27 protein-coding genes are annotated in these 25,627 nt (G+C 45.6%); 13 read left to right on the top strand and 14 right to left on the bottom strand.

Features of this window, described 5'->3' with window-relative positions; all coding sequences use genetic code 11:
* The first annotated feature begins 47 nt into the window (after positions 1-47).
* From BWI96_RS12870 to BWI96_RS12840, 7 genes are all read left to right on the top strand, one after another.
* Complete coding sequence (locus BWI96_RS12870; protein WP_106637029.1) at positions 48-1,373, top strand: SWIM zinc finger family protein; 1,326 nt, start codon at positions 48-50, stop codon at positions 1,371-1,373.
* A gap of 440 nt (positions 1,374-1,813) precedes the next feature.
* Positions 1,814-2,887, top strand: a complete 1,074-nt coding sequence (locus BWI96_RS12860) for a DUF5691 domain-containing protein (RefSeq protein ID WP_198555248.1) — start codon at positions 1,814-1,816, stop codon at positions 2,885-2,887.
* Positions 2,888-3,012: 125 nt separating this feature from the next.
* Positions 3,013-3,981 (top strand): AAA family ATPase, encoded by a 969-nt coding sequence (locus tag BWI96_RS12855; protein WP_232793711.1) that lies wholly within the window; start codon positions 3,013-3,015, stop codon positions 3,979-3,981.
* A 106-nt stretch (positions 3,982-4,087) separates the two neighbouring features.
* On the top strand, positions 4,088-6,307 hold the full coding sequence (locus BWI96_RS12850) for a DUF5682 family protein (protein ID WP_106637026.1): 2,220 nt from the start codon (positions 4,088-4,090) through the stop codon (positions 6,305-6,307).
* Positions 6,308-6,310: 3 nt separating this feature from the next.
* Positions 6,311-7,489, top strand: coding sequence for a VWA domain-containing protein (locus tag BWI96_RS12845; RefSeq protein ID WP_106637025.1), 1,179 nt, complete (start codon positions 6,311-6,313; stop codon positions 7,487-7,489).
* Between the two features lie 18 nt (positions 7,490-7,507).
* A complete protein-coding gene (locus BWI96_RS22415) occupies positions 7,508-7,732 on the top strand; it encodes a hypothetical protein (RefSeq protein WP_232793710.1) in 225 nt (74 codons plus the stop codon).
* A gap of 2 nt (positions 7,733-7,734) precedes the next feature.
* Complete coding sequence (locus BWI96_RS12840) at positions 7,735-8,355, top strand: N-acetylglucosamine kinase (RefSeq protein WP_232793709.1); 621 nt, start codon at positions 7,735-7,737, stop codon at positions 8,353-8,355.
* 37 nt (positions 8,356-8,392) lie between these two features.
* Here BWI96_RS12840 and BWI96_RS12835 read toward each other — a convergent pair whose 3' ends face one another.
* Positions 8,393-8,851 (bottom strand): Rrf2 family transcriptional regulator, encoded by a 459-nt coding sequence (locus tag BWI96_RS12835; RefSeq protein WP_106637024.1) that lies wholly within the window; start codon positions 8,849-8,851, stop codon positions 8,393-8,395.
* A 396-nt stretch (positions 8,852-9,247) separates the two neighbouring features.
* On the opposite strand from BWI96_RS12835, the gene rpmH reads away from it, so the two are divergent.
* Positions 9,248-9,406 (top strand): 50S ribosomal protein L34, encoded by a 159-nt coding sequence (rpmH, locus tag BWI96_RS12830; protein WP_093208143.1) that lies wholly within the window; start codon positions 9,248-9,250, stop codon positions 9,404-9,406.
* Between the two features lie 411 nt (positions 9,407-9,817).
* On the opposite strand, the gene BWI96_RS12825 is transcribed toward rpmH, so the two are convergent.
* Positions 9,818-10,567 carry a hypothetical protein gene (locus tag BWI96_RS12825; RefSeq protein WP_106637023.1) on the bottom strand — a complete coding sequence of 250 codons (750 nt, stop codon included), beginning with the start codon at positions 10,565-10,567 and terminating at the stop codon, positions 9,818-9,820.
* Entirely contained in the window at positions 10,564-11,646 is a 1,083-nt protein-coding gene (locus BWI96_RS12820) for a glycosyltransferase family 39 protein (RefSeq protein WP_106637022.1), read from the bottom strand. Before BWI96_RS12820 ends, BWI96_RS12825 begins: the two co-directional genes overlap by 4 nt.
* A 248-nt stretch (positions 11,647-11,894) precedes the next feature.
* Here BWI96_RS12820 and BWI96_RS12815 point away from each other — a divergent pair, with 248 nt between their 5' ends.
* Positions 11,895-13,088 carry a nucleoside permease gene (locus tag BWI96_RS12815; RefSeq protein WP_106637021.1) on the top strand — a complete coding sequence of 398 codons (1,194 nt, stop codon included), beginning with the start codon at positions 11,895-11,897 and terminating at the stop codon, positions 13,086-13,088.
* Between the two features lie 78 nt (positions 13,089-13,166).
* Here BWI96_RS12815 and BWI96_RS12810 read toward each other — a convergent pair whose 3' ends face one another.
* From BWI96_RS12810 to rpoN, 5 genes are all read right to left on the bottom strand, one after another.
* Entirely contained in the window at positions 13,167-14,618 is a 1,452-nt protein-coding gene (locus tag BWI96_RS12810; RefSeq protein ID WP_106637097.1) for a hybrid sensor histidine kinase/response regulator, read from the bottom strand.
* A 43-nt stretch (positions 14,619-14,661) separates the two neighbouring features.
* The gene (locus BWI96_RS12805; protein ID WP_106637020.1) at positions 14,662-15,123 is read right to left on the bottom strand and encodes a response regulator; all 462 of its coding nucleotides are present in this window, start codon (positions 15,121-15,123) and stop codon (positions 14,662-14,664) included.
* A 56-nt stretch (positions 15,124-15,179) separates the two neighbouring features.
* Positions 15,180-16,334 (bottom strand): ATP-binding protein, encoded by a 1,155-nt coding sequence (locus BWI96_RS12800; RefSeq protein ID WP_106637019.1) that lies wholly within the window; start codon positions 16,332-16,334, stop codon positions 15,180-15,182.
* Between the two features lie 75 nt (positions 16,335-16,409).
* On the bottom strand, positions 16,410-17,912 hold the full coding sequence (locus BWI96_RS12795) for a sigma-54 dependent transcriptional regulator (RefSeq protein ID WP_106637018.1): 1,503 nt from the start codon (positions 17,910-17,912) through the stop codon (positions 16,410-16,412).
* A 106-nt stretch (positions 17,913-18,018) separates the two neighbouring features.
* On the bottom strand, positions 18,019-19,482 hold the full coding sequence (gene rpoN / locus BWI96_RS12790; protein ID WP_106637017.1) for an RNA polymerase factor sigma-54: 1,464 nt from the start codon (positions 19,480-19,482) through the stop codon (positions 18,019-18,021).
* Positions 19,483-19,767: 285 nt separating this feature from the next.
* On the opposite strand from rpoN, the gene BWI96_RS22905 reads away from it, so the two are divergent.
* Genes BWI96_RS22905 through BWI96_RS12775 form a run of 3 tightly spaced genes read left to right on the top strand, consistent with a single transcriptional unit; the run spans position 19,768 to position 21,688 of the window.
* Positions 19,768-19,998: a CHASE3 domain-containing protein gene (locus tag BWI96_RS22905; protein WP_106637016.1), complete on the top strand. Its 231-nt coding sequence runs from the start codon at positions 19,768-19,770 to the stop codon at positions 19,996-19,998.
* A complete protein-coding gene (locus tag BWI96_RS12780) occupies positions 19,979-21,220 on the top strand; it encodes an ATP-binding protein (RefSeq protein WP_255400694.1) in 1,242 nt (413 codons plus the stop codon). Before BWI96_RS22905 ends, BWI96_RS12780 begins: the two co-directional genes overlap by 20 nt.
* A 27-nt stretch (positions 21,221-21,247) precedes the next feature.
* Positions 21,248-21,688: a response regulator gene (locus BWI96_RS12775; protein ID WP_106637014.1), complete on the top strand. Its 441-nt coding sequence runs from the start codon at positions 21,248-21,250 to the stop codon at positions 21,686-21,688.
* A gap of 37 nt (positions 21,689-21,725) precedes the next feature.
* Here BWI96_RS12775 and BWI96_RS12770 read toward each other — a convergent pair whose 3' ends face one another.
* The 4 genes from BWI96_RS12770 to BWI96_RS12755 all read right to left on the bottom strand — a co-directional run bounded on the left by BWI96_RS12770 (position 21,726) and on the right by BWI96_RS12755 (position 23,127).
* Complete coding sequence (locus tag BWI96_RS12770) at positions 21,726-22,049, bottom strand: hypothetical protein (RefSeq protein ID WP_106637013.1); 324 nt, start codon at positions 22,047-22,049, stop codon at positions 21,726-21,728.
* 8 nt (positions 22,050-22,057) lie between these two features.
* Positions 22,058-22,267, bottom strand: coding sequence for a hypothetical protein (locus tag BWI96_RS12765; protein WP_106637012.1), 210 nt, complete (start codon positions 22,265-22,267; stop codon positions 22,058-22,060).
* 35 nt (positions 22,268-22,302) lie between these two features.
* Positions 22,303-22,668, bottom strand: coding sequence for a phage holin family protein (locus BWI96_RS12760; RefSeq protein WP_106637011.1), 366 nt, complete (start codon positions 22,666-22,668; stop codon positions 22,303-22,305).
* A gap of 144 nt (positions 22,669-22,812) precedes the next feature.
* On the bottom strand, positions 22,813-23,127 hold the full coding sequence (locus tag BWI96_RS12755) for a YtxH domain-containing protein (protein WP_106637010.1): 315 nt from the start codon (positions 23,125-23,127) through the stop codon (positions 22,813-22,815).
* Positions 23,128-23,552: 425 nt separating this feature from the next.
* Here BWI96_RS12755 and BWI96_RS12750 point away from each other — a divergent pair, with 425 nt between their 5' ends.
* Entirely contained in the window at positions 23,553-23,924 is a 372-nt protein-coding gene (locus tag BWI96_RS12750; RefSeq protein WP_106637009.1) for a response regulator, read from the top strand.
* Between the two features lie 234 nt (positions 23,925-24,158).
* On the opposite strand, the gene BWI96_RS12745 is transcribed toward BWI96_RS12750, so the two are convergent.
* Positions 24,159-24,650: a hypothetical protein gene (locus tag BWI96_RS12745; protein ID WP_106637008.1), complete on the bottom strand. Its 492-nt coding sequence runs from the start codon at positions 24,648-24,650 to the stop codon at positions 24,159-24,161.
* 153 nt (positions 24,651-24,803) lie between these two features.
* Positions 24,804-25,616, bottom strand: coding sequence for a transglutaminase family protein (locus BWI96_RS12740; protein ID WP_106637007.1), 813 nt, complete (start codon positions 25,614-25,616; stop codon positions 24,804-24,806).
* Between the last annotated feature and the right edge of the window lie 11 nt (positions 25,617-25,627).

The raw sequence follows: 25,627 nt of genomic DNA, 5'->3' as shown, positions 1-25,627 counted from the left end.
TTACGGCCCTTCAAAAGCATTGTTAAGCTAAGCCTACGTGAAAATTTATGACAGAAGAGCAGGTCGTACAACTGGCTCCTGATGCTGCCTCGCTGAAAGCGGGAAAAGCTTTAGCCGTCGAAAATAAATGGGTTACTCTATCCTATAATTCTCGGGTTCTTTGGGGCGAAGTGCAAGGAAGTGGCAAGGAACCGTACCGAACGCAGGTTGATTTACAGCAAACCGCTTTCAAGTGTAGCTGCCCGAGTCGAAAATTTCCTTGCAAGCACGGACTCGGCCTGCTGTTACTTTTTGCCAAATCCGCTCCTGGTTTTAAGAATTCGGAAGATGAACCCGTCTGGGTGAGTGAATGGATTGGTAAACGCCAGACGAAAGCCGAAAAAGCCGCCGAGCCTGCCGCTGAAGTTAATCCCGAACAAAAGGAAAAAGACCGACTCAAACGCCAACAGCAACGTTACCAGAAAGTAGAGGCCGGGGTAGGGGAGCTTAGCCAGTGGCTGCGAGATATGGTGCGGACAGGAACCCTGAGCGTGCCCGAAAAGGGGCCTCGCTATTTTGAGCAAACCGCCGCCCGCATGGTCGATGCTCAGGCTACGGGTCTGGCTAATGGAGTGAAAGCGTTTAACCATATCGCTTATTCGGGTTCCAACTGGCAGAGTGAGGTACTGAAGCAATGCAGTCAGTTATACCTTTGGACGCAAGCCTTTAAAAACCTTCCTCAGTTACCGCCTCCGCTTCAGGAAGATGTTAAAAATGCCATTGGGTGGGGCCGGTCTGCCAAAGATCTGGGCGAAGAAGCCGAAAGCGTCACCGACGACTGGCTGGTGCTGGGCCGCATGAGCCGGGAGGAAGATCGCATTACCGTGCAGCAGAACTGGCTGTATGGGTATACGTCGGGTCGAATCGCCTTGATTCTCAACTTTTCTTATCAAAATGCGGGCGTAGAAACGCCGCTTGTACCGGGACGAATTTCTAAAGCTACGCTCCAGTTTTATCCTTCGGCCTTTCCTTTCAGGGCTCTGGTTGCTGAGCACAGGGGTTATGAAAATATGTACCCCCAAGCAAATGTTTTCCCGGATTTCTCCGAAGCCGAAACGTTTTTAAATCAGACCTGGCAAGCTCAGCCCTGGGCCGATGAAATTCCCCTTTGGGTGGATCAGCTTCAACTCGTTAAGGCTGAAAATGACTGGTACCTTCGCGATAACAAAAGTCAGGTCATGTCCATTGATTCGGCTTTTGATGAGATGAAAATTCTTCAACTGCTAGCTCTGAGTGGCGGTCAGCCCATGCGTTTAGCCATCCTTTACAGCGAGGGTTACGTATATCCTTTAGGCTTTCAACTGGATGCCACTTATCACCTTTTATCCGTTTAAACCATGAATACCTGGAATGAATTAGTGCAGGTAGCTTTGCTGGGAACGGAAAAAAGTAAATTTTCTTCCGAAAGCTTACCGCAGTCCATCCAAACGCTACTGGCTAAGGCCAACCCGCAGGATCGGGAAGGTTTTTTTCTGACGGCAGCGGCCCTGACCTATCAATACGAGCGTTCAGGGAAAAAACGGGCCGTGATGGACTTACCAGCCATACCGCCAGCGGAACAGGAAAGCCGCCTGGAAGCTCCAAAGGAAGCCGTCGATTTACTAAAAACGCTTCTCGATCAGCAGCCTTTGAACGCCACGTTACTGAGCCTTTCCTTACAAAAGCTTCAGGAAAAAGACTGGGTGATCCCTAGTGCTCATTTAGTGCAGGTACTTAATGTCGAAGATGCTCAGGTTCAAAAATCCCTTCTTCCCGTTTTAGGCAAGCGGGGCGAGTGGTTACGCTCGTTTCATTCCCCCTGCAACAGGCCGCCGAAACAGACTGGGAAAAAAGCTGGCAGGAAGGAAAAATTGCTGAACGAAAGAAGGCTTTGTATGCTTTTCGGGAACAAAATCCCACGCTGGCTCGCCAGCGACTGGAAGAAAGCTGGAGCGAACTCGCGGCCCGCGAAAGAAAAGAGTTACTGGAAGTATTATCCCTGAATCTTTCTAAGGACGACGAGGCCTTTTTAAGAGCCATTCAGCAGGAATTAAAAGGGAACAAACCTTTAACGCAGGAAATCAGACAGCTTATTTTTCGCCTATTAGCCCTTTTATCCGCCGGAGCCGAACAGCTTTTTTTGCAGCAAAACCTTCCTACGTACATTATTCGGGAAAAGAAGTTACTGGGATTAGTTTCTACGCCCAAGTTGGTTTTACCCGAAGGCGAAGACACTTTTTTCTCCCTGCAACGCTTTGCTCAGGACTGGGGCTTTTATGATAAAAATCCAGATTCTTATCAATACCAGAGTTTAAGTGATTACTGGTTTTGGGAAGCGGTAGCTTTGACCAATCCCCAAATTTGGCGTGAAGCCTTAAAAACGGACTGGGCAGGCGTGGTGAAATTCTTTACCATTGAAAACGCCAAGGCCGACCGTTCGGCGGCTCGCCATAAAGCTTTGTTGCTCGCCTCGGTTCGCTTTAATGTGCCCGAATTATTTGTAGAAGCCTATCAAAAAGGCGTTTCCTTTACGGGCGTTACCACGTTCTCGCTTCAGGATTACCAGTTCATCTTGCAACGTATCCCTTTCCGGCATTTATATCTCCAAAAAAATGAGCTGTTGCAGGGCTCGTGGTCGGCGGAGTTGAGTCGACACATTTTTCAGGAACTGCTTGAACTTGTGAAAAGCTCACACGTGTATCTGGACTTTGCCCGGCAGGCCAGTGAGTACTGGTATGAGTTTTCGGATGCTGAAATAGATGGATTATTACCCGAAAACACGCCTTCGTATTACCGTTCCGGCGAAGAAAAATTAGCCGCTCAACTGAAAGAAATTCTGAGTCTTCGCCGCTGGATTCGAGCTTTATAAGGAGTTGATAGTTCTGGGCGGCCGCCGCTGCGGTTATTGGTTGATAGGCCGTGTTTTGTAGCCCAATAATAGAGCATTAACTAATTACAAAAACGTAATTCATTCTAACCTACTAAAATTTTACCATGAACGCTTTACGCCAACACGCCGAAGAGCAATTTGCCCACGAGTTAGAAGAACTTCAAAAGCAGGATAATGGCCAACGTCCCCCCAACTGGATTCTTACGCCTCAATCAGTAGTAACTTACTTAATGGGAGGTACGCTGAAAAATGGATTTGAGGTAAGTCCCAAATACATTGGCAGTCGTCGCTTGATGGAAATTGCCGTGGCAACCCTGACAACCGACCGGGCTTTATTACTCTACGGTTTACCGGGAACGGCTAAATCCTGGGTTGCTGAACATTTGGCCGCTGCCGTTTCGGGGAACTCAACGTTATTGATTCAGGGAACCGCCGGAACGGGCGAAGAGGCCATTCGTTACGGCTGGAATTACGCCCGTCTACTTTCCGAAGGACCCTCCGAAAACGCTTTAGTGGTTACACCAATGATGCGGGCGATGAAAGACGGGAAAATCGCCCGAATTGAAGAATTAACCCGGATTTCCGCCGATGTTCAGGATACGCTGATTACTATTTTGTCCGAAAAAACGCTTCCCATTCCAGAGCTTAATACCGAAGTGCAGGCTACCAAAGGTTTTAACGTCATTGCCACGGCCAACAACCGTGATAAGGGGGTTAATGAGTTATCCAGTGCTCTGAAACGTCGTTTTAATACTGTGATTTTACCCGTGCCCGAAAGTATGAATGAAGAGGTGGATATTGTGCAGCGTCGGGTAAGTAGTCTTTCCAAAAGCTTGGAACTGCCCGCTGAATTACCCAGGCTAGCTGAAGTGCAGCGGTTGGTTACCATCTTCCGCGAGCTACGTTCAGGGGTGAGCGAAGATGGAAAAACCAAACTTAAAAGTCCATCGGGTACGATGAGTACCGCCGAAGCCATTTCGGTAATGAATAACGGCATGGCTCTGGCGGCTCATTTTGGCGATGGTAGGGTAACGGCTGAGGATTTGGCGGCGGGCTTGATTGGAGCGTCGTAAAAGATCCCGTTCAGGATAAAGTCGTCTGGAACGAATACCTGGAAACGGTCCTCAAAACCCGCGAAAATTACCGTGACATTTACCGGGCCTGTAAGGAATTAAGCCTATGAGGATTCATTTGCTTGGCATTCGCCACCACGGGGTGGGTTCGGCCCGGCAGGTGCAGCAGCGGCTGGCCGAAGTGCAGCCCGATCTGATTCTGGTGGAAGGTCCGCCGGAACTGACCGAACTTTTACACTGGATGGCTCATAAGGAGCTAACGCCTCCCGTGGCCATCCTGGCTTACGATGCGGACGATCCGCAGAAAGCCGTTTTTTATCCCTTTGCCGAATTCTCACCCGAATGGATAGCGGTTCGCTATGCTCAGGAGCAGTCCATTCCGGTTCGCATGACGGATATGCCTTTGGTGCACTCGCTGGCTACCAAAGCGGTTGAAAAGCTCGATAAACTTGAAAATGCCGAGCAGCCTCAGCGGCGGGTTTTTCCATTGGAAGAGCTGGCCCGGCTTGCGGGCTATGATAATTACCACGACTGGTGGGAAGAACGCTTTGAGCAGGACACGAGCCAGGGCGAGAGCGAAGCGTATTTTCAGGCAGTTGAGTTAACGATGCAGGCCAGCCGTGAAGCTGAAGAGGGCATCGAACGAACGAACGATGAAGTTCGGGAAGCATTTATGCGACAGTCGCTTCGCGAAGCTCAGAAAGAAGGCTTTGAAAACATCGCCGTCATTTGCGGAGCCTGGCACGTACCAGCTTTGGGTGATCTGAAGACGACGAAAAAAGAAGATGCTCAGAAGATCAAAGGTTTGGCTAAAACCAAAGTTCGCCTGACCTGGATTCCCTGGACCAATTCCCGTATGAGCTGGTGGAGCGGCTACGGAGCAGGCATTCACTCGCCGGGATGGTATGAACACCGCTGGAAAAACCCAGATGATTTTGGCGAGTGGTGGTTAACAAAAGTGGCCCATTTACTTCGAAAGCAAAAAGTAGACGTTTCTACGGCTCACGTCATCGAAGCGTACCGACTGGCGGAGTCACTGGCCATTCTTCGCAACTTACCCAGAGCAGGACTTCGTGAATTAAATGAAGCCACCCAGTCGGTCATGTGCATGGGTGAAGGCATCCTAATGCGACTCGTGCAGGATGAGCTTATTATGGCTCACCGCATGGGAAGCGTGCCTCAGGAGTTACCAAAACTGCCAATTCAAACCGATTTTGAAACAAAAGCAAAGAAGCTTCGGCTCGAAATTCGGGAGGATCGCAAATACCTGGAGTTGGACCTTCGCAAAGAACTGGATCTGAGTCGGAGTATTTTCCTGCACCGTTTGCGGGTATTAGACATTACCTGGGCAGATTTGGTTCGAACTTCCAGCAAGGGAACTTTCAAGGAAGGCTGGCAACTGAGCTGGCGACCCGAGTCGATTCTCGAATTGATTGAAAAAGCCATTTGGGGTAATCGGATTGAAGACGCAGCTACGCAGTTGTTGCTCGATCAAAGCAAAAAAAGCACCTCCATTACCGAATTAGCTGCCAAACTCGAAGCGGCCATCCCCGCCGAGTTATTCGGAGTATTAGACGGATTAATTACCCGTATCAGCGATTTGGCTACGGTTTCAGCCGATATGCAGGAGCTGATGACGGCCTTAACGCCGCTGGTAACCGTAAGTCGCTATGGAAACGTTCGTAAAACGGACTTCTCGGCCTTAATGCAGGTCGTTGAAAGTTTGTTAACCCGCATCTGTATCGGCTTGCCTACGGCCTGTTATGGACTGGATGATGACAATGCCCGAAAAATGTTTACGCTGATTCGTCAGGTGGATGAATCAGTGATGCTCTTAGAGATCGAGCCGCTTCTATTGGAATGGCAAAATACGCTGAAAGTATTAGCCGATAAAGAACAGATTCCGCCGCTGTTAAAAGGCGGTAGTAGCCGTTTACTATTTGATCGCCGCCTGCTCTCGGAAGAAACCATGGCTCAGCTCTTTGAACAGGCTTTGTCCAAAGGGTATGAACCCGCTTATTCGGCGGCCTGGCTGGAAGGTTTCTTAAAAGGGAGTGGACTCATCTTACTTTATGATCCTATTCTCTGGAAGCTACTTTATACCTGGGTAGCCGACTTAGATAACGAGGTATTCATCGAGCAACTGCCCGTCTTACGGCGAACCTTTGCCGAATTTGAAGTTGCTGAACGCCGAAAGCTGGGGGAGAAAGCCAAGAGCTTACCCGCATTACCCACTCGGACGGTAAGCCTGACGACGGATGATTTTGACTTTGAACGAGCCGAGGCGAGTCTACCCACTATGGCGGCACTTTTAGGATTGATGTAAGCAATGGAAAAGCAAGAAGAAACGCTTAAACGCTGGCGACTCTTACTCGGAGGCCAGAACGCGGACGGAACGGGCGTGAGTCTAAACGACCAGGAAAAGCAGATTGATGAAGCTTTATCAGCTCTGTATGATTTTGAACAACGAGGCAAGTTTGAATACGGACCTAACCAGAAAGGGGGCTCGGGGGCTTCGCAGCCTAATGTAGCCCGTTGGCTGGGAGATATTCGCCAGTATTTTCCTACTTCGGTCGTACAAGTCATGCAGCAGGATGCTTTGCAAAAGCCGGAACTGCAAAAAAAGCTACTTTTCGAACCTGAAATTCTGGAGCAGGCCACGCCCGATGTACATCTGGTAGCTACATTAATGGAGCTGGGAAAACTCATTCCTTCCAAAACCAAAGACACAGCTCGCCGGGTAGTCCAGAAAGTGGTGGATGAATTGCTGGAAAAGCTTTCACAAAATACGATTCAGGCTATTACCGGAGCTTTAAATCGAGGTGTTCGGAACCGTCGCCCCCGGCTCAATGAAATGGACTGGCCTTCGACGATTCGTAAGAACCTCCGTCATTATCAGGCAGACTATAAAACCATTATTCCCGAAGATCTCATTGGTTTTGGACGCAAAACCCGCCGCAGTTTAAAAGACGTCGTTTTGTGTCTGGATCAATCGGGCTCGATGGGAAGTTCGGTGGTGTATTCGGGCATTTTTGGCTCGGTTATGGCCTCCATTCCTTCGATAAAAACCCGCATGGTCGTTTTTGATACCGAGGTTGTGGATTTGACCGAAGATTTAAATGATCCGGTAGATTTGCTCTTCGGAGTTCAATTGGGAGGTGGAACAGATATTGACCGGGCTCTGGGGTATTGCCAGACGGTTATTCAAAAGCCTAACGATACGATTCTGGTATTGATTACTGATTTATACGAAGGCGGAAATCAGCAGCAAATGCGGCAACGCATGCAAGAAATTGTGGCTTCTGGCGTACAATTAATCTGTTTGCTGGCTTTGAACGATGAAGGAGCTCCGTATTATGATGCGAGAAACGCGAAGTTTTTAGGAGATTTGGGCGTTCCGGTTTTCGCCTGCACTCCCGATCTTTTTCCTGAAGTGATGGCTGCCGCTATTAACAAACAGGATTTAAAGCAGTGGGCGGGCGATCAGGACATTGCTCTGAAGGGATAATTACGAAAGACAAAAGACATGCAACTCATTGCTGATAGTGGTTCTACAAAAACCGACTGGCGGATGCTGGCCGATGACGGAAGTGTGGGACAAGCCCGTACGGTTGGATTTAATCCTTTTTACCAAAGTTCCGAGCAAATCGCTCATGAATTAAAGCTGAGTTTGAAGCCTAAAGTAAAAGAGCTGGTAACGGCTATTTTTTCTATGGAGCAGGGGTTACGGGAGCCGAGAAGGCTCAGGTAATCATGGATGGATTAAAGGACGTTTTCCCGGAAGCTGAACACATCGAAGCCCATTCCGATATGCTGGGAGCGGCCCGGGCCTTGTGTGGGCGGGAAAAGGGCATTGCCTGCATTTTAGGAACGGGCTCTAACACCTGTCAGATTGAAAACGGTGAAATCACCCATAAAGTAGATACCCTGGGCTTCTGGCTGGGGGACGAAGGTAGCGGCGGTTATCTGGGGAAAACGCTCGTACAGACCTATCTCCACAAAGAGTTACCCCAAGCCTTACACGAAAAATTTGAAAAGCGTTACCCAAACCTAAACCGGGACGTAGTGCTGGAAAATGCGTATCAAAAGCCCTTTCCCAATCGCTATTTTGCCGGATTTTCCAAGTTTCTCTTTGATAACAGAACTGACGCCGCAGCCTATCAGATTGCAGCGAATGCCTTTGGTTTATTCTTTGAAAAGTACGTTCAAAAATATCCAGACTATTCAAACTACCGGGTTAGTCTGACGGGCTCAGTAGCGTTTTATTACTCGGATATTATTCGAAGAGTCGCCCGGGAAAAGAATATTACCATCGGTGTAATCATGGAAACACCCATTGCCGGATTGACGCTTTATCATCAGGGGAAATCATAAAAAAAGGCTGTTGAACATTTCTTCAACAGCCTTTTCATTAAGAAAGATTGGTAGTGTTTTCAGTGGATTCCAATGCTACCTTGTTTTCGAGTAAATCAGCTACCGTGTTTTGCTCTAATACGTGAAGGTTGGCATCCCGCCAGTTTCGCATGACATTTCGCAGCGTACAGGTGTGCTCATCGGCACAATCATCGCATTTCCCGTAGAAATACAGCGATACGCATAGGGTAGGCGAAATAGGTCCGTCAATGATGCGTAAGACCTTTGCAAAACTTACTTCCTCGGGTGGAATTCGAAGCATGTATCCTCCTCCTTTGCCTTTTTGACTTTGGAGTATGCCATGATTGCGTAGGTCCAGCAGGATTGCCTCCAGAAATTTCTTGGGAATTTTTTCCTGTTCGGCAATGTAGGAAATCAAAACGGGCTTTTGGTTTCCGTACTCCTGACCCAACACTTTCAGGGCTTTAAGAGCATATTTGGCTTTTTTAGAAATCATAATGATGAAGTAACCTTAAGAGCGGTTCTTTGTCAATTTTGCTTTGAATCTACGAAAAGTTTACCATATCTATCATTTCCCTAGGACAGAAAGGCTTCCCTGTTCGATGAAATTATATAATTCTTATTAAATACTTTCACTTCAGACTAAGCCTTTTACATCCCCAAACTCCGGTTACGTCAATTTATTTTATATAAAATGAAAGTTCTAGTAGACTTTTCCGAATGAATAACGACATTTAGTGAGAAAAAATCCATTTTTTTCAAGCATACGTCTTGGGAAACAGAAAATTCTGGCTAATTTTGCCGCTCGATTCTGAAAAAATGAGTTATCCGTTGTCTGTTTCGTAACAACGGCTCGGACGGATAACAGGTAACCAAATAAATAAATAAGGCAATGAAAAGAACTTTCCAACCATCAAATCGCAAGCGTCGCAACAAGCACGGCTTCCGCGAGCGGATGAGCACTCCTAATGGTCGTCGTGTATTGGCAGCTCGCCGTGCCCGTGGTCGCTGGAAATTGACCGTTTCTGACGAAAAACGTCACAAACAATAGTCAATAAAGATTTTCCGTACAAAAAGGACGCTTGCCCAGGGTAAGCGTCCTTTTTGTTTTCAAAGTAGAGACGCGACTTCATCACGTCTGGTTTCTCCTGCAAGCAAGTTAGGGAGTTACCCATGGCCTCCCGCCCTGGCTGGTGTCTTCACAGCCATTAATAAGCACAGTGGTTGGTGAGGACACCAACCATGGTAGAAGATTTTCCGTAAAAAAAGGACGCTTACCCTGGCAAGCGTCCTTTTTGTTTTCAAAGTAGAGACGCGACTTTATCGCATCTGGTTTCTCCTGCAAGCAAGTTAGGGAGTTACCCACGGACTCCCGTCCTGACTGGTGTCTTCACCAACCAGGGCGGAGAAAAGGTGGCTTTATTGCCTTTAAATTGTTAATAGAGGCGACAAAAGAACCTCATCAATTCTTTTGCTGACCGTTTTCAAAGCGGGCGGCTCCCAGTTTATTGCCCTTGGCATCGAAGAATTCTCCTTCTCCTGTCAGACTAATCATTCTGCCATCCGTAAACGTGCCTACCAGTTTGCGTCCATCGCCAAAGCGGTATTCTCCCTTACCAGCCGGCATACCTTTGGCATTGTAGGCACCATGCCAGCCGAATTCAGGATGAAAACGGCACAGGAAAGTATCGGGATTTTGCAATTGAACCACAATCTCAAATTGATCGGGATTGGCCTGTACATAGGGTACCAGGTAACGAGGTGTCGAGGAATAACCTAGGGCATCAATGACGACAAAATCAGCTTTTCGCTTGATTAAGTAATCGTGAAAATCCTTTTGGTTTTCGGTAAATGGGTAATTGGTAACGTAGCTATCCGAAAAAACAATGAATAGACTTGGCTTTCGGCAGATAACCATGGAGTTTTTTGGAGCGTATTCCCGAATCCAGGCTGCTGCTTGAAAATAGTTCTCGTGTGCCGGATCGTAATTGGGAACCCGGGCAAATTGTCGTAAATACTTAAGTCCCGAGCCTTCCCGCGTTTCGGTAGCCGTTTGCCCTACGAAACTCGGAACAAGTAATAAAAACAGGAGCGGCACCAGCGTTTGAGTAACTACACGATTCGTAACCTTTACTTTCGCAAGAGCTAAAATGATAAGGTAATACAGTCCATAAATGCCACAAAAAACAAAGAAGGGCACGATGTGAATCATGAGTCGATTCCCCGTCCAGACTTCAGGTAGATGAGTAGTAGGGCAAAAGTTGCCAGTCCGTATCCGGCAATTAATAGCCGATACTGCTTGAGATGGTACCAGCCCAAAGCCATAATAGCCAGCAGTACCAAACTGCCGATCCATTCTTCTGAAGACACGGGTACTGAATAATCTTCTACGTTGGTGCTTAGCGTGGCCGTGGGAATTTCTCGGGTCAGGTAACGCTCGGTATTATGATAAAATCGCTCGACCCAGCCGCTAAAACCCTGCACGGTGCCTTCTTCAGGCCGCAACGGATTAATCATCTGCATATCGCGAAGGTGACTATCACCGCCGAGTTTGGAAGCCCGAATTTGCCAGGGCAGAATTCCCAGAAAAAAGACTATGGCCATTAACCCAATGTGCAGCCATTTCTTACGAAACAGCAGGTAAAGCCCTACGCCCGCCAATATCATCAGACCCGTTTGCCGGACGTAATACGAACAAACGACACCAATCATAAAACCCCAGAAGTAAGGATCTTTCCAGGCGGGGCGACTTAAATCAGCTCGTACAAAAAGCCAGATGGAGAGCAGCGAGATAAAGAAGTACGTCAGCTCGCTCATCATCATGGTGGAGTATTGAAGAATATGGAAATTCAGCAGTACCAGTAAAGCACTAACAAAAGCCAGGTGAATGTTGCGACTCATGCGGCGGAATAAGTCGAACATTAAAAGAATAGAGGCGATGAGAAAAACGCCGTTGAATCCCTGAATGGTAGTGGTTTTGGTCGAGAAAAACTTCATAATCATGGCAATTACGAAGGGATAACCCGGCGGGAAGTGATTCGCTGGTACTTTCTCTGGCCCGGTAATACCCACGTAGCCGTCCCCCTGAGCGATGGCTTTCCCGAGGATATAATAATCCGTGGCATCTCCGGTAAGGGAGATTTTCTTGTCAAAAATGTACTGAAAGACAAACCAGCCAATGCCAATCAGTAAAAAAGCATAGATAAAGAGTAATAGCTTTTCCGAAGAAACCCCTGGGGTAGCCGCAGGGGTGGGGTGGGGGGAAGAAGGTGTAGTGGCTTTATTTTTCATTCATGAACCAGCTTTCGATCTGCCCAAAGATACAATTGAATTCTACACAACTCGAAAGAAGTGGGAACGGCCTTTCGATGAAGTAAAGAAGAACTTTTGCCGATTTGATGCTCAAACTCGTCTACGGAGTCGAATAGTTTCCCTAAAAACTGCTAAACTCGCAGTTAGATTGCAAAAAATGGCCTCTCCACGTCGCATAACATTATGATTTTCCTCTTCGCTTATACTCTAAATTAAACATTTCAAAAATGAAGTCTTCCGTACGGATTCAATTAATGATCATGATGTTTCTCCAGTTTTTCACCTGGGGGGCCTGGTATGGTCAGGTAACCAAGTACCTGGGTACGACGCTCGGAGCGACGGGTGAGCAGCAGGGGGCCGCCTTCTCGACTTTTTCCATTGCCATGCTTATTGCTCCTTTTTTCGTGGGGATGATTGCCGACCGTTATTTCTCGGCTCAGAAAGTGATGGGTGTGCTGAATTTGCTGGGGGCAGGTGTTTTGTATTTTTTAACTCAGGCCGATAATCCCGATACGTTTTTCTGGTTGATTCTGGCGTACTGTTTAACCTTTACACCTACGCTGGCTCTGGCTACTACCATTGCCATGAATCAGATGGCGAGTCCTGAAAAAGAATTTCCTAACATCCGGGTAGCGGGGACGATAGCCTGGATTGTAGTGGTTAATATCATTGGTTCTCTCGGCGTAGGGGATCAGGTAACGATTTTCCAGTTTGCTATGCTTACTTCGCTACTGCTGGGAATTTTCTCATTCTTTTTACCGGACACGCCTCCCAAGGCGGCGGGGCCGGCCCAATTCTCTCAGATTCTGGGTACGGATGCCTTTGTATTATTCAAGGATCGCTCGTTTGCGATTTTCTTTTTGTCTTCGATTCTGATCTGTATTCCTCTTTCCTTTTACTACGCCATGGCCAACCCTTCCTTAACGGATTCTGGCATGGCGAATGTCGAAAACAAAATGTCTTTAGGGCAGGCTTCAGAAGTTATTTTCATGCTTTTATTACCCTTATCCTACAGCCGCCTGGGCGTGAAGTGGACCTTTATCGTTGCTTTAATCGCCTGGATTTTACGTTTCCTTTGTTTTGGTTTTGGCGATGCGGGTTCGGGAGAATGGATTTTATACCTGGCGATTATCCTGCACGGCGTGTGCTATGACTTCTTCTTTGTAACGGGTCAGATTTATACGGATAATAAAGCCGGTGAACGCATCAAAACTCAGGCACAAAGTCTGATTAGCTTTGCTACATATGGCGTGGGTATGGGCGTTGGCTCGTACATTGCCGGTGTTTTAAAAGATACGTTTACAACATCGACAGGCATGAACTGGAGTGGTTACTGGATGGTACCCGCGGGCATTGCTGCCGTTATTTTATTACTATTCATTGCCGTTTTCCGGGAAAGAAAAACCGAAATTAATGCATAAGTAACCGTGGGTTGTAAGAACAAAAAATCCCTCGCTAACTACTAGCGAGGGATTTTTTGTTCTTACCTATAGGTTTGCCTAAAAGGCTTCGACTTCCGTTCCTGCGAGTGGAATAGTAATAGTGAAACTGGTTCCCCGGCCCACTTCTGATTCCACGTCGATGCGGGCTTTGTGCGACTGAATAATGCTCAGTGTTGCCGCCAGACCCAAGCCAATGCCATTGTTTTTTGAAGTGAAATAAGGCTCGAACAAACGACCGAGGTTTTCAGCCGGTATGCCTGAACCATTGTCTTCCACGGAAATGTAACAGAAGTCACCTGCCACATGATTCTGAACGTGCAGAATGCCCTCTTCGGGCTGCATGGCTTCAATGGCATTGACAATGATATTAAGAACGGCAATTTTGACTTTTTCTTTATCTACCTTAATGAAGCAGTCTTCGCCGTAATCTTTTTGAAGCGTGATGTTTTTAAGTTGAATTCGATCCAGTGCCAGAGCCAGTGTTTCATCTAGCAACTGATGGACAGAAACATCGGCCAGGTTGATCTCTGCCTGACGAGAAGAGTTCAGTAGCTCTGAAATCAAATCATTGATGCGTTGCGAGTTGCGTTTGATGATCTGCGGATACATCAGCAGATCTTCCTCCTGCATACCCGTCAGTAACTCATCGGCTGACAGGTTAATATTGGTCAGCGGGTTGCGAACTTCGTGAGCCAGCGTGCGAACCAGACGAGCCGTAGCCGCCAGTTTTTCCGTGAGTAAAGTATCGCGTTCTGCTTTTTTACGGGCTGTGATATCATGCACAATACCCTGAATTTGTTTACTACCAAAACCATCGGTTTGTAAACTGGCGTAGATCGTACAGTAACGTTTGTCGCCCTGGCTGGTTTGCAGAGCTACTTCAAAATCTTCAATTTCACCAAACTGCTCCAGCATCGTCATGAAGAGGGCGTAGCGTTCGGTACTTTCAAAGATTTCTGCCATCCGTTTTTTCGTGAATTCTTCGGGAGTATATCCCAGTAATTCACTACCATTGGGATTGACATACAGAAATTCACCCGATGTATTGGCCAGAAAAATCATCTCCCGCAATTGATTAAATAAACTGCGGTACTGGCGTTCACTATCACGTAATTTATTAAGTGTGGTGGTCCGCTCCAGGGTGTAACGAATGCAGCGTTCGAGTTTTTCAGCGTTCAGATCACTTTTTACCAGATAATCCACGGCACCTCGACGAGTAGCTTCTTCGTCTACTTTGCGATCGCCCCGGCCCGTAAGTAAAACCATGGGTGTTCGCAGGCCAATCGCATTGGCCTCTTCGATGAGATCAAGTCCTGTCTTGGCCCCTAGGAAGAAATCAACGAAAGCGATATCGGGTTGCTGCTCTTTGAGTTTAGCCAGAGCTGTAGAATAGCCATTGGCCCAATCCAGCGTAAAGTGATTGCCCGGAATATCCCGTAGTGAATCGCTGGTGAGCAGATAATCATCCTCATCGTCATCCACAATGAGAATCTTTGTAAAGTTATTCATAAGTCCTCCCTGCTCGCCAGAGAGCATTTGGTGGTGAAATAGATTAATCGGAAGTTACAGGTATCTGAACAATTTCAAACCAGTACTTACCAAGCGATTTAGTAACTTCAATAAAGTCCCGGAAGGTAACAGGCTTAGTAATAAAGCAGTTAACACCCAGGTCGTAACTTCTTAAAATATCTTCTTCTGCATGAGAAGTCGTGAGAATGATCACTGGAATCCTACGAAGGTCGGGATGAGATTTGATATGCTTCAGAGCTTCGCGTCCATCCATTCGGGGCATATTCAAATCCAGCAAAATTAGGCCCGGTCTGGGGCTTAATTTCGGATTCTCGTACTTTCCTCGTCTTAATAAGTAATCGAGCAACTCCAGACCATCTTCTACAAAATGAATTTCATTGAGTATAAAGTTTTCTTCTAGTGCTTCCTGAGTCATCTCCCGGTCTTCTTCATCGTCATCAGCGATAAGAATCACGACCGGCTTCTTCTTACTAATCGTTTCCATAACACTTTTATTCTAAAGAAGAATACGTGTCGTCTGTATACACTATTTTCTTCCTGTTAAATGACAGTAACTTGCTGCTCAGGAAGTAGGAGTACGAAGGTTGTTCCCTGTCCGCTTTGGCTGGTGGCGTAAATAGCCCCCCCATGATTCTCCACAATTCGTTTGCAAATGGCTAGGCCCATTCCTGCTCCTTCATATTCTGAGCGGCCATGTAATCGCTTGAAAAGTGTAAAAATCTGTTCCGAATACTTCGATTCAAAGCCTATGCCGTTATCGGCAATGGTAAGCTTGTGGAAATTCTGACCCACTGGTAAACGGGCTTCGGCAATTTCCTGACGCGAAGCGGGTAGGGAGTTAATGGTAATGGTTAAAGAACGTTCGGGACTATTAAACTTCAGGGCATTACCAATCAGATTCTGGAATAGCTGGTGCATCTGAGTGGGTAAGGCCAGAATGGTTGGTAAGGATCCGATGCTGACGCTTGCCTGAGTTTCGGCAATACGCAGCTCAAAATCACTCAGTACATTCTTCACTACATCTTGAAGCTGAACGGGTGTAAAAGGCTCTTCGGGACGGGAAGCCCGGGAGTAGCTCAACAGGCTATCAATCAAGAGCTTCATGCGTTGGGTAGCCCCAAGCATCCGGGTTAGGTAATGAGCACCTTCGTCGCCTAGGTTTTCCCGGTATTTGCTATTGATACGCTCCCCGAATGAAGTAATTTTTCGCAGAGGCTCCTGTAAGTCATGCGAAGCAATGTAGGCAAATTGTTCCAGCTCAAAATTAGACTGGTCTAGTGCCTGCATTTTATTTTCCAGCTCTTGCTGATACTGAACTTTAGCCGTCAAATCGGCTGTGATTCCTACTAAATGTAATTTCCCGGTAACGGGATGAACCTGCGTACGGCCCTGTGAAAGCAAAACGAGTTCTTTTCCTTCGTAATTCGTTACGCGATATTGAGCTCTGAAGGAAGTCTGATTATCAATGGCTTCTTGAATAAGCTCATAGGTATGTTGACGATCAGGCTCCAAAATTTGCTGAATGTACCAGTCAAAATTCAGTACCTCTTCGTCATGAGTCGGGATGTTAAAAACATCATATAAGCCCCTGGACCAGTGGATAGAACTTTGGCCTATTTCCCAATCGAACGTACCAAATTGTAATAAAGATTCAGCTTCCCGAAGGTAAGAAGTACTATCATAAAGCTGAGACATAGTAAAAAGGGCAGAAGTTTAGAAATAGTTACGGCTCATCATACCCTAAAACGAAGCATGATGAGCCGTAAGAACTTAAGATAAATGGTAATTCTTCATTTTGTTATAAAGCGTTTTCCGGTCAATACCCAGAAGTTGAGCGGCTTTGCTTTTATTGAAGTTTACCTGTTTGAGCGTCTTGAGAATCATGTCATACTCCGCTTCCAGTGCTGCCGAACGCAGGTTGGGCTTTTCGCCTTTGTTGGCATCGGGCGTAGCAATGGCAATGGGAGGTTCTGTATAATAAGGCTGAGTTGGAATAACGGGAATGACCTGAGGTTGCTCTGGTACATACGTGGGCATCGGGGCCGAGTTATCCATGGATTGCAGCTTATTGAAATGGACAATTTCAAAAGGCAGGTCGCGAGATTGAATAGCTTCGCTATCGGTTAATAACGTAGCCCTTTTGATCACATTTCGCATTTCGCGTAAGTTACCCGGCCACTCGTAACGCATGAACAAATCCACAACGTCTTCGGCAAACCCACGCACTTGCTTACCCAATTCACCATTGGTTGCCTGAAGAAAATAATCGGCAAAGGTCATAATATCAGCGGGTCGTTCCCGTAGGGGCGGCACGTCGATACTAAACTCATTGAAACGATAGTAAAGGTCTTCTCGGAATTTTCCTTTTTTCGCAGATTCAATCAGACGTTCGTTGGAAGCAACAATGATGCGAACATCAATCGGTGTTTCTTTGGTGCCGCCCAATCGGCGAAGCTTTCGCTCCTGCACTACCCGCAATAAAGAAACTTGAACGTCGTAAGGCAAGTTACCTACTTCATCCAGAAAGAGAGTCCCACCGTGAGCTTGTTCAAAGTGCCCAATTTTCTGATTTAAGGCACCCGTAAAGGCTCCCTTTTCGTGCCCAAAAAGCTCGGACCCTGCCAGCTCTTTAGAGATTGCTCCACAGTCCATCGCGACAAAGGGACCACCGGAACGTTTACTGCGTTTATGAATCTCCTGAGCAACGGCTTCTTTTCCTGAGCCGCTTTCTCCGTAAATGATTACGCTATAATTAGTCGGTGCTACTAAATCAACCTGACGATAAAGATATTTGGATTCAGCACCATTTCCGAAGATGTATTGCTCTGAGCCGGAAGGCCGTTTGGCAGGTGCCTGGGTTGGAGCTCCCGAATCATTCGCCGCCGAAGGAGGCGGAGCCAGCGTGCCAGCTGCACTTTGCTCAAGGGCCTTACGAATGGTTACTAAAATTTCATCGGGAAACAGAGGCTTCGTTACGTAATCGTAGGCACCCTGTTTCATTACATTAACGGCAATCTTAATATCTGAGTAACCGGTAATGATGATTACAGGAACCCTGGGAAACTGCTCTTTAATGCGAACCAATAACTCACCCCCGTCCATATCGCCAAGGCGAAAGTCGGTCATGACTAGATCGGGTTTAAAATCAGTTAGTGTTTCAAGACCAGAGGTTCCATTATGAGCAATGGCGACCTCGAAGCCGTTACGCCCCAAGAATCGCCGTAGAAGCAGACAAATGTCCGTATCGTCGTCAATTACTAATATTCTCTGCATAAAAACCTGCCATTGCCCTCACTTAAAAAGAAGTCCTCATATTCCTTAAAGGAGGACTTATGTGTTTATCGTTAATACTATTGCTTTCCAAAACAAGGCTGACCTGTTATACGCCACGCCGGAACTGGGCCGATTGAATACCAAGCTGGTCGCGGTATTTGGCAACCGTACGCCGTGAAATCAAATAACCCTGGGTAGCCAATAATCGCATCAAATCAAAGTCATTGAAAGGATTACGTTTGTCTTCACAGGAGATATGTTCGACCAGAGCCTGTTGGATGGCCTTGTTGGATACTTCCGTTCCGTTCTCAGTACGGATACCTTCTGTGAACAGATCTTTCAGGTGAATAAGTCCGAAAGGAGTCTGAGCATATTTACCGGAGGTAACCCGGGAAATGGTCGAAATATCCATACCAATGCAATCGGCTACGTCTTTAAGAATCATGGGCTTAAGCAAACGCACATCCCCTGTTTCAAAGTAAGGACGCTGTAGCTGAACCAGAACCCGCATGGCTCGATGCATCGTGTTCTCCCGCTGACGAATGGCATCAACCAGCCACTGAGCTGATTGCAATTTATTTTTTAGGTAAGTGGCAGCACCGCGTTCACGGCTGGTGTCCACTAACCCAATGATAGAACTATTTACGCGAATATCAGGCCAGTTGCCGCGATTAAGTGCTACCTCGATTCTTCCATAATCATCGTAATGAAGCACATAATCAGGAATGATGCCTCTTTTGATGACCATGGAATCGTTATTTCCGCCTACAATAGGTTTCGGATTTAACTTACCAATTTCAGCTAGAGCCAGGCGTAACTCGTCTTCATCAATTTCCAGGCTTTTACAAATCTTTTCAAAGTTACGATTTGAAAGCTCAGTAAAGCAGTTGGTAACGATTTCAACGGCCCGTAAGGAAGCTGGTGTAGCTCGACGGCTTTCGAGTTGTAATAATAAACATTCACGTAAATCCCGAGCTGCCAAACCAGCAGGTTCGAGTTCATCGTGAATGGCCGCAAGTACTTCTTCCACTTCTGAACCATCCACAAAAATTCCATGCCCGAATGAATAGTCATCGGCCAGAGAATCGGCATCGCTACGCAGAAAACCGTCGTCATCGAGTGAATCGATAATGAAATCGGCAATGCCACGCTGACGATCCTGTAGGTTCATCCACCGAATCTGTTCCTTGATTACTTCCCGCCAGGTTTCCTGTTCAACAATAGGAGTAGAGTAGAGGTCATCTTCGGCGTTAGGGTCTTGGCTTAAGCGTGTTTTATATTCAGGAATATCATCATTCGAAAATTCATCCCAGTCCCGATAATCTTCAACATTGGTCGGCGTCTCATAATCTGACGAAGAATCGTCGTGACTATCAGACATCTCCATTTCGTCGGTAGATTCATTTTCATTAACTCCTTCTTCCAACAGAGGGTTCTCTTCCAGCTCATTACGAAGGTGCTGTTCGAGTTCCAGGGTAGAAAGCTGAAGGAAATTCAGGAACTGTATCTGCTGAGGGGCGACCCGTAGCGTTTGTTTTTGGCTTTGTGATAAATTAACAGACGTGCTCATAGAGTGGCTTGGATCATTAAGGCGGTAACTGAAGTACTTTACCTTATCATAAAGTCAAGCCATGTATTTCATTTTGAAAGTTATGTTGCATATTCGATACGAAATTAGAGGACTTAGCATACTTTTTTTGTTGATAATCAAGCGGTTTATACAATTATTTAAATTTTAGGCTTGATTTAACTTTCATTAACGGAAGTTTTCAGGGAACAGTAACTGCTTCAAATCCCCTCCTCCTATTTCCCCATGTTGTAGAAAATTTACCACTAGGTTTTGCCCTTTTTATAGATGAAGTCATCTAGCATCTGGTTACTTAACATTGCCGCAGCTTCCGCAATTGCTATTTTAATTCTATTAACTTATCTGGGACTGGATCAGGTGAAATCAACGGCCTGGTTTAGCGAACGCGTAGAGCATACCTATAAAACCATTAATGAAAGTGAGCAATTACTGGCTCACATGAAGGAAGCAGAATCCAGTAATCGGGGATACATGATTACTGCCAGCGAAACGTTTTAAAACGTATAAGAAGGCCCGTCGGGAGTATAACCTTTCGCTTAGACGGATGGCCAATCTAGTAATAGACAACGCCCATCAGATGAGGCGTTTGGCTATTTTTGAAAATTTAAGCCGGGACAAATGGCTGACGATGGATGAAAACATTCGTCTGCAACCCACCGTGAAAAAGCAGAATCTGGATGCTAATGTCCTGAAAGGTAAGGCCATCATGGATGCCATGCAGAAGGTCATTCTGGAAATACAGCAGGAAGAAAGTAAGCTTCTGCAAAGCCGGCTTAAGGCCCGGCAACGGGAGTTTAGTTTAGCACCAGCTTACTTGCTGATTCTGGCTCTATTAGCCGTTTTGTTATTAATCATTTCGGCAGGAATGCTGAACATAGAATTAAGACGCCGTCGTGCCACCCAGAAAGATCTGGAAAAAAAGATAGAAGCGTTAAACCGCTCAAACGCCGAGCTGGAACAGTTTGCTTATATCGCTTCGCATGACTTACAGGAACCTTTACGTAAAATAAGAGCGTTTGCTGATCGGTTACTGATTCGTCAGAAAGACAGTTTGTCTGAAGATGGGCAAACGATGCTTGACAAAATTTCCAATGCTGCCGAACGCATGCAGGGGCTGATTAACGATTTGCTAACCTACTCGCGAATGGTAAGTCGGACGGATACCGCTCAGGTCGTTAATCTGAGCAGCTTGTTGGAAGAGGTCAAGGCGGATTTATCACTGATGATTTCAGAAAAAAATGCTCAGATTGACTGTGATGCCTTACCCACGCTGCTGGTTTACCCTACACAGATTCGGCAATTGTTTCTGAATTTGTTGAGTAACGCTCTTAAATTTCAACAAACGGGCATTAACCCTCGAGTAAGAATTAGTTACAAACAGGTAACAGGCCAGGAGATTCCTAACATCGATACGGATCTCAAAAAAGAGCAATCGTATCATCGCATTCGGATTAGTGACAATGGTATTGGCTTTGAACCCGAATATGCCGAAAAGATTTTTATCATCTTTCAGCGATTGCACGCCAAGACAGCCTATGGCGGTACTGGTATAGGCCTGGCTATTTGTCGCCGGGTGGTTACAAACCACGAAGGGTATATCTTTGCCGAGGGAAAACCCGGAGAAGGTGCTATCTTTACTATTTATTTTCCTATGGAAACCACTAGTCAGGAATTAGTAAATCCAGTCTTGGTTACGGGAAAGAATGAGCGAACCTATTGAATAAAGTGAAGGCTTTTTGTGCAAAATATGAATACTCAAATTCCTATATTGGTTGCCGATGATGACGAAGATGATCGTTTCCTGATTAAAACTGCGTTTCGCGACAGCCTGCTTGTAAACGACATTTTCTTTGTAGCAGATGGGGTAGAGCTCATGCAGTTTCTTCACAATGAAGGAGCTTATGCAGATCGTGGACGCTTTCCCAGACCCGGCATTATTTTTCTCGATTTAAATATGCCGCGTAAGGACGGTTGGGAGGCATTAACTGAAATTAAACAGAATCCGGACTTAAAAGCAATTCCCGTGGTTGTATTGACTACGTCCAATTCAGAGCGGGATATCCTGAAAACCTACGAATCAGGAGCTAACTGCTACATTACCAAGCCTATTTCTTTTGATCAGTTACTTCAGATCGTAAAGAGCTTCGGGCAGTTCTGGTTGAATATAGCTTCCGTACCCGGTAAATAAAAAAGCCAATTCGGAGAAGAATTGGCTTTCTTGCTACTTAAAGCGGCGTGCGAATGTTCAGATCAGGCGAAGTCAGAGGGAGTGTCTCAATAACTATGGCTTCTTTAGGTTCCGGGTCATGGTCTTCCGTCACATCTTTGAGCCAACTGAAGAACTTTTCCTTTAAGCTTTTTTCAGGTTTCAGGCTAATCTTAGCGGGAAAGGCTGGTCTTTCGTCCGTAACATTCTTTACCCATATAAGTGACTTCTCCAGAACCTGAGGACCATTTGAATTCAGAAAGTTCGTCGTTACCCGTTTAACCGCAAAAGGCACTAACATCCGAAGCGGCCAGGCGGCTCTTCCCAGGGGAGTAAACTGCAAGGCGAGATCTATACCTCGCCAATGCCGTTACTAAACAGATTATTTTCAGGCTTGGCCATAAGACCCGAAACCGTGTTGATGACTTGCCGGGCTGGATTGATATCGTCTTTAATGCCGTCAAATTGACGTTTGATCTGTACCTTGGATACTTCAAGCTGATTCTTCAGCCGAGCTCTTTCCGCCTGCAAATCTGATAAATTTTCAATTTTTCTTTCCATAATAAGCTGAGTAAGGACTATCGTTTGTCTAACTATTATTTTTCTTCAGGCTTATAATAAAAGCGTTTGATGAAGGTATTAAGGATAGGGATTTTAATAAACTTGTCCCGAATCATAAATAATACAAGTGTAATCAGGGCATAGCCCAACGCTACCAGACCAAACCCTGCGGCCACGCTACCCGTACTTTCGCCAATCCACCAGGCCAAAGCAATGCTTCCAAAAAGGACAACCATTCCACCGAAAACCGATAAAATGATTATTGCAGCTAGAGAAGAAACAATGTCTGCTGTTTTGTCGGCGGTCTGAAGCACTGCCATATTCCAGCGTGCTTCAATATATTCAGTAATACGTCCAAATAAATCCTCAGCAGATTCACGTATATCTTTCAGAGATTCCATAGATTAAATGCGGGTGAAACAGATAGATTTTGGTTCAAAAGAATCATTTTAATAAAGGAGAATCACTTCAAATCGCGTGGTGAAGAACAAACGGGGAACCCAAATCTGAGTTCCCCGTTTGTACATAGACGAACCGATCGGTAATTAGCTCAATTGTTCGTTTACTTTTTTCTTAGCTACATCAGCTGTATCTTCAGCTTTGCTCTGTAATTCATCAAATTTAGAACGAGCTTTGTCTTTCAGATCTTCAGCTTTAGAAGTAGCCTGGGTTTTCAGGTCGTCTAAAGAAATTTTGCCTTTCTGAATAGCTTTCAGAATTTCATCGGCAATATCGTTTACTTGTTTTTTTACTTTTCCACGTGTATCAGTTCCTTTATCGGGAGCGAATAACAGACCGATAACGGCACCAGCTGCGGCTGCAGTTACAATTCCCAAAAAGATTTTTCCATTATTTGACATGATATCCTCCTGTTTAATTTGTGAAACTTTTGATTCGTGTTGATAAATGAAACACCCGTGCCACCGCAAGACAATATAGAGATAAATACTATGAAAATAGGTATAAAAACGCTTTTATTAATAAAGGAAGATATTTATAATGGTGATTCCTGAATCCCCATTTCGTCATCTTAGAAACGAATTAAGAACAAAATGGAGCAGATTGGGGAATTTTTCACACAGAATCGCTTTGGTATATTATTTTAAAAATACTTCCCGGATACCGCACCGTACAGGTGTTTTAGGTTAGGTGGAAGATCGGCATTGGGCAAATCCACCGGGTTTGCCCAATCTTTTTTAATCACATCCTATTGAGAATTAAAATAATAACTAACAAGTAACACGGATGACTTAGGATATTTCCTATGTTTTAACTTATACGAGATATGCCCACGTATCTTCAGAGTATATATGGTAACAATATGAAGGTTTTAATCGTAGATGATGAAGAAGACTTATGTATGTTGTTAGGCAGCTTTCTGCAAAGAAAAAAAGCCGACGTAAGTTATGCTAACAACCTTCGTAGTGGTTATGAACAACTAATGAGCGTAAATCCAGACGTTGTTTTTCTTGATAATAACCTTCCTGATGGTACGGGGCTTGATGCTTTGCCTAGCTGGCGTCGACTATATCCTGGCAGTCGGATTGTAATGATTAGTGCGATGAGTAATCTTCGCGAAAAGGCATTAGCCTCAGGAGCAGACGCTTTCCTGGAAAAGCCACTTAGTTTTAGACTAGTAGAATCTGTTTTAGACTAATACAACCTATCACTTGATTATTGATACGAAGCTCGGGCATCTAGTCTGAGCTTTATTTATTTTTACGAATACAGGACATCGTTAGCATTTTTTCTACTAAAAATGATACAATCGTTGTACGAATAAGGAGCAATACTAGAATCTGCATTGCTCTTTATTCGTACGCTGACTTTCCTCGGTGAATCTATACCCCAAAATGAGGTGATGGGGATTATTTTTCTACACTAAGTACATTTACTTATGATCGATGCTTTCTTTGGTTTCTTCTATCGTGCGATCAGTTTTGCGTTTAAATTCCTGCCAATCCGATTGAACTTTTAACTTTAATTCTTTCAGAGAAACATCTAGTTTATCACGTTCTAATTCCAGCTTAGCCTTGCGTTCCTGCCAGCGAACTTTCTCTTTTGCCTGAGCTACTTTAATTTTTCCATCAATTCGGTCAATTTCATTCTGCAACGCCGACTTTTGATCCTGAAGTTTTACTTTTAGTTCCGTACGCTCTGCTTCGAGATCTTCTTTGCCCTCTTTTGTCTCCTGGCGAACATCTGAAGCGATATCATCGTAAGCCTCTTTGGTCTTCTCCGCAGCTTTGTCGGCAGCATTTTCAATTTTATCCTGAGCTTTCTGGGCATCGTCAGCTACTTTGTGTTTGTCTTTCTGAGAGCAAGCGATGAATGAAGTACTCAATAACAAAACTGAGCTGAGGTAAATGAAGGATTTTTTCATGATTAAATAAGTAGAAATAAGGGAGATACGTTAAACTACTTACTTAAATAAAAAAAGCGTACAGCAAAGCTCAGTAGGGCCGTGTACGCTTTAACGAAAGATTATAGATAAAAAGAGTGTGTAATTAATTCTACATTGCTCTGTTAATTTTGATTAAGAGGAAGCGGAATGCGTAAGAGCAGAAGGCTGTACGGCCTGTACATCGACCTGTAAACTGCGGAAATTTACCCCTCCAAAATAAGAAGCAAACGCTACATCGGCAGCATCACGTCCGTACGCTACAGCTAATCGATTGCCTTTAGGCTCCGATTGCGTGGCGTCGAAGGTATACCAGCGATCTCCCACATAGGCTTCAAACCAGGCGTGTAAGTCCATGGGATCAAGTTTATACAGATAACCCACCACCATTCGGGCCGGAATATTGAGACTCCGGCAGAGAGCAATGCCCAAGTGAGCAAAATCCCGGCAGACGCCCACACGTGTCTTAGTAATATCTACGGCAGAGGTTGAGGCGTTCGTCACGCCGTATTCATAGCGGACATTCTGATGTATCCACTGACGAATGGCTTCTACCTGAGCATACCCCAAGGAGTAACCTTTAGTAATATCGGCTGCCAGCCAGCCTAGTTTATCTGCCTCACAGTAGCGACTTTGAAGCAGAAACTGCATGACCTCATCGGGAACATTAGACACAGGAACCCAGTCGGCATTCATATGAATGTCAATCTGATCGGCACAGTCGGCAGTGACTCTTGATTCTAGTCGAAAAGGTCCGGGAGGAATCATCAGTCGCTGGCAAAGATTACCGTATGAATCAGTGTATTCGGTAATAGGAACAAGCGGGTCTACGATGTATTCTTCTTTGAGCACAAACTGGCCTACGCCACTGCGAGGACGTAGCATAAAAACAGCTGGAACCAGATAGAGAGCTTCCAGTTCAATTTGACAACTAGCTTCAATAAGCATATAGGGGTGGT

It is taken from the genome of Siphonobacter sp. SORGH_AS_0500, from assembly GCF_002838835.1.
GTDB lineage: Bacteria > Bacteroidota > Bacteroidia > Cytophagales > Spirosomataceae > Siphonobacter.
This window is presented reverse-complemented; position numbering and strand designations above follow the sequence as displayed.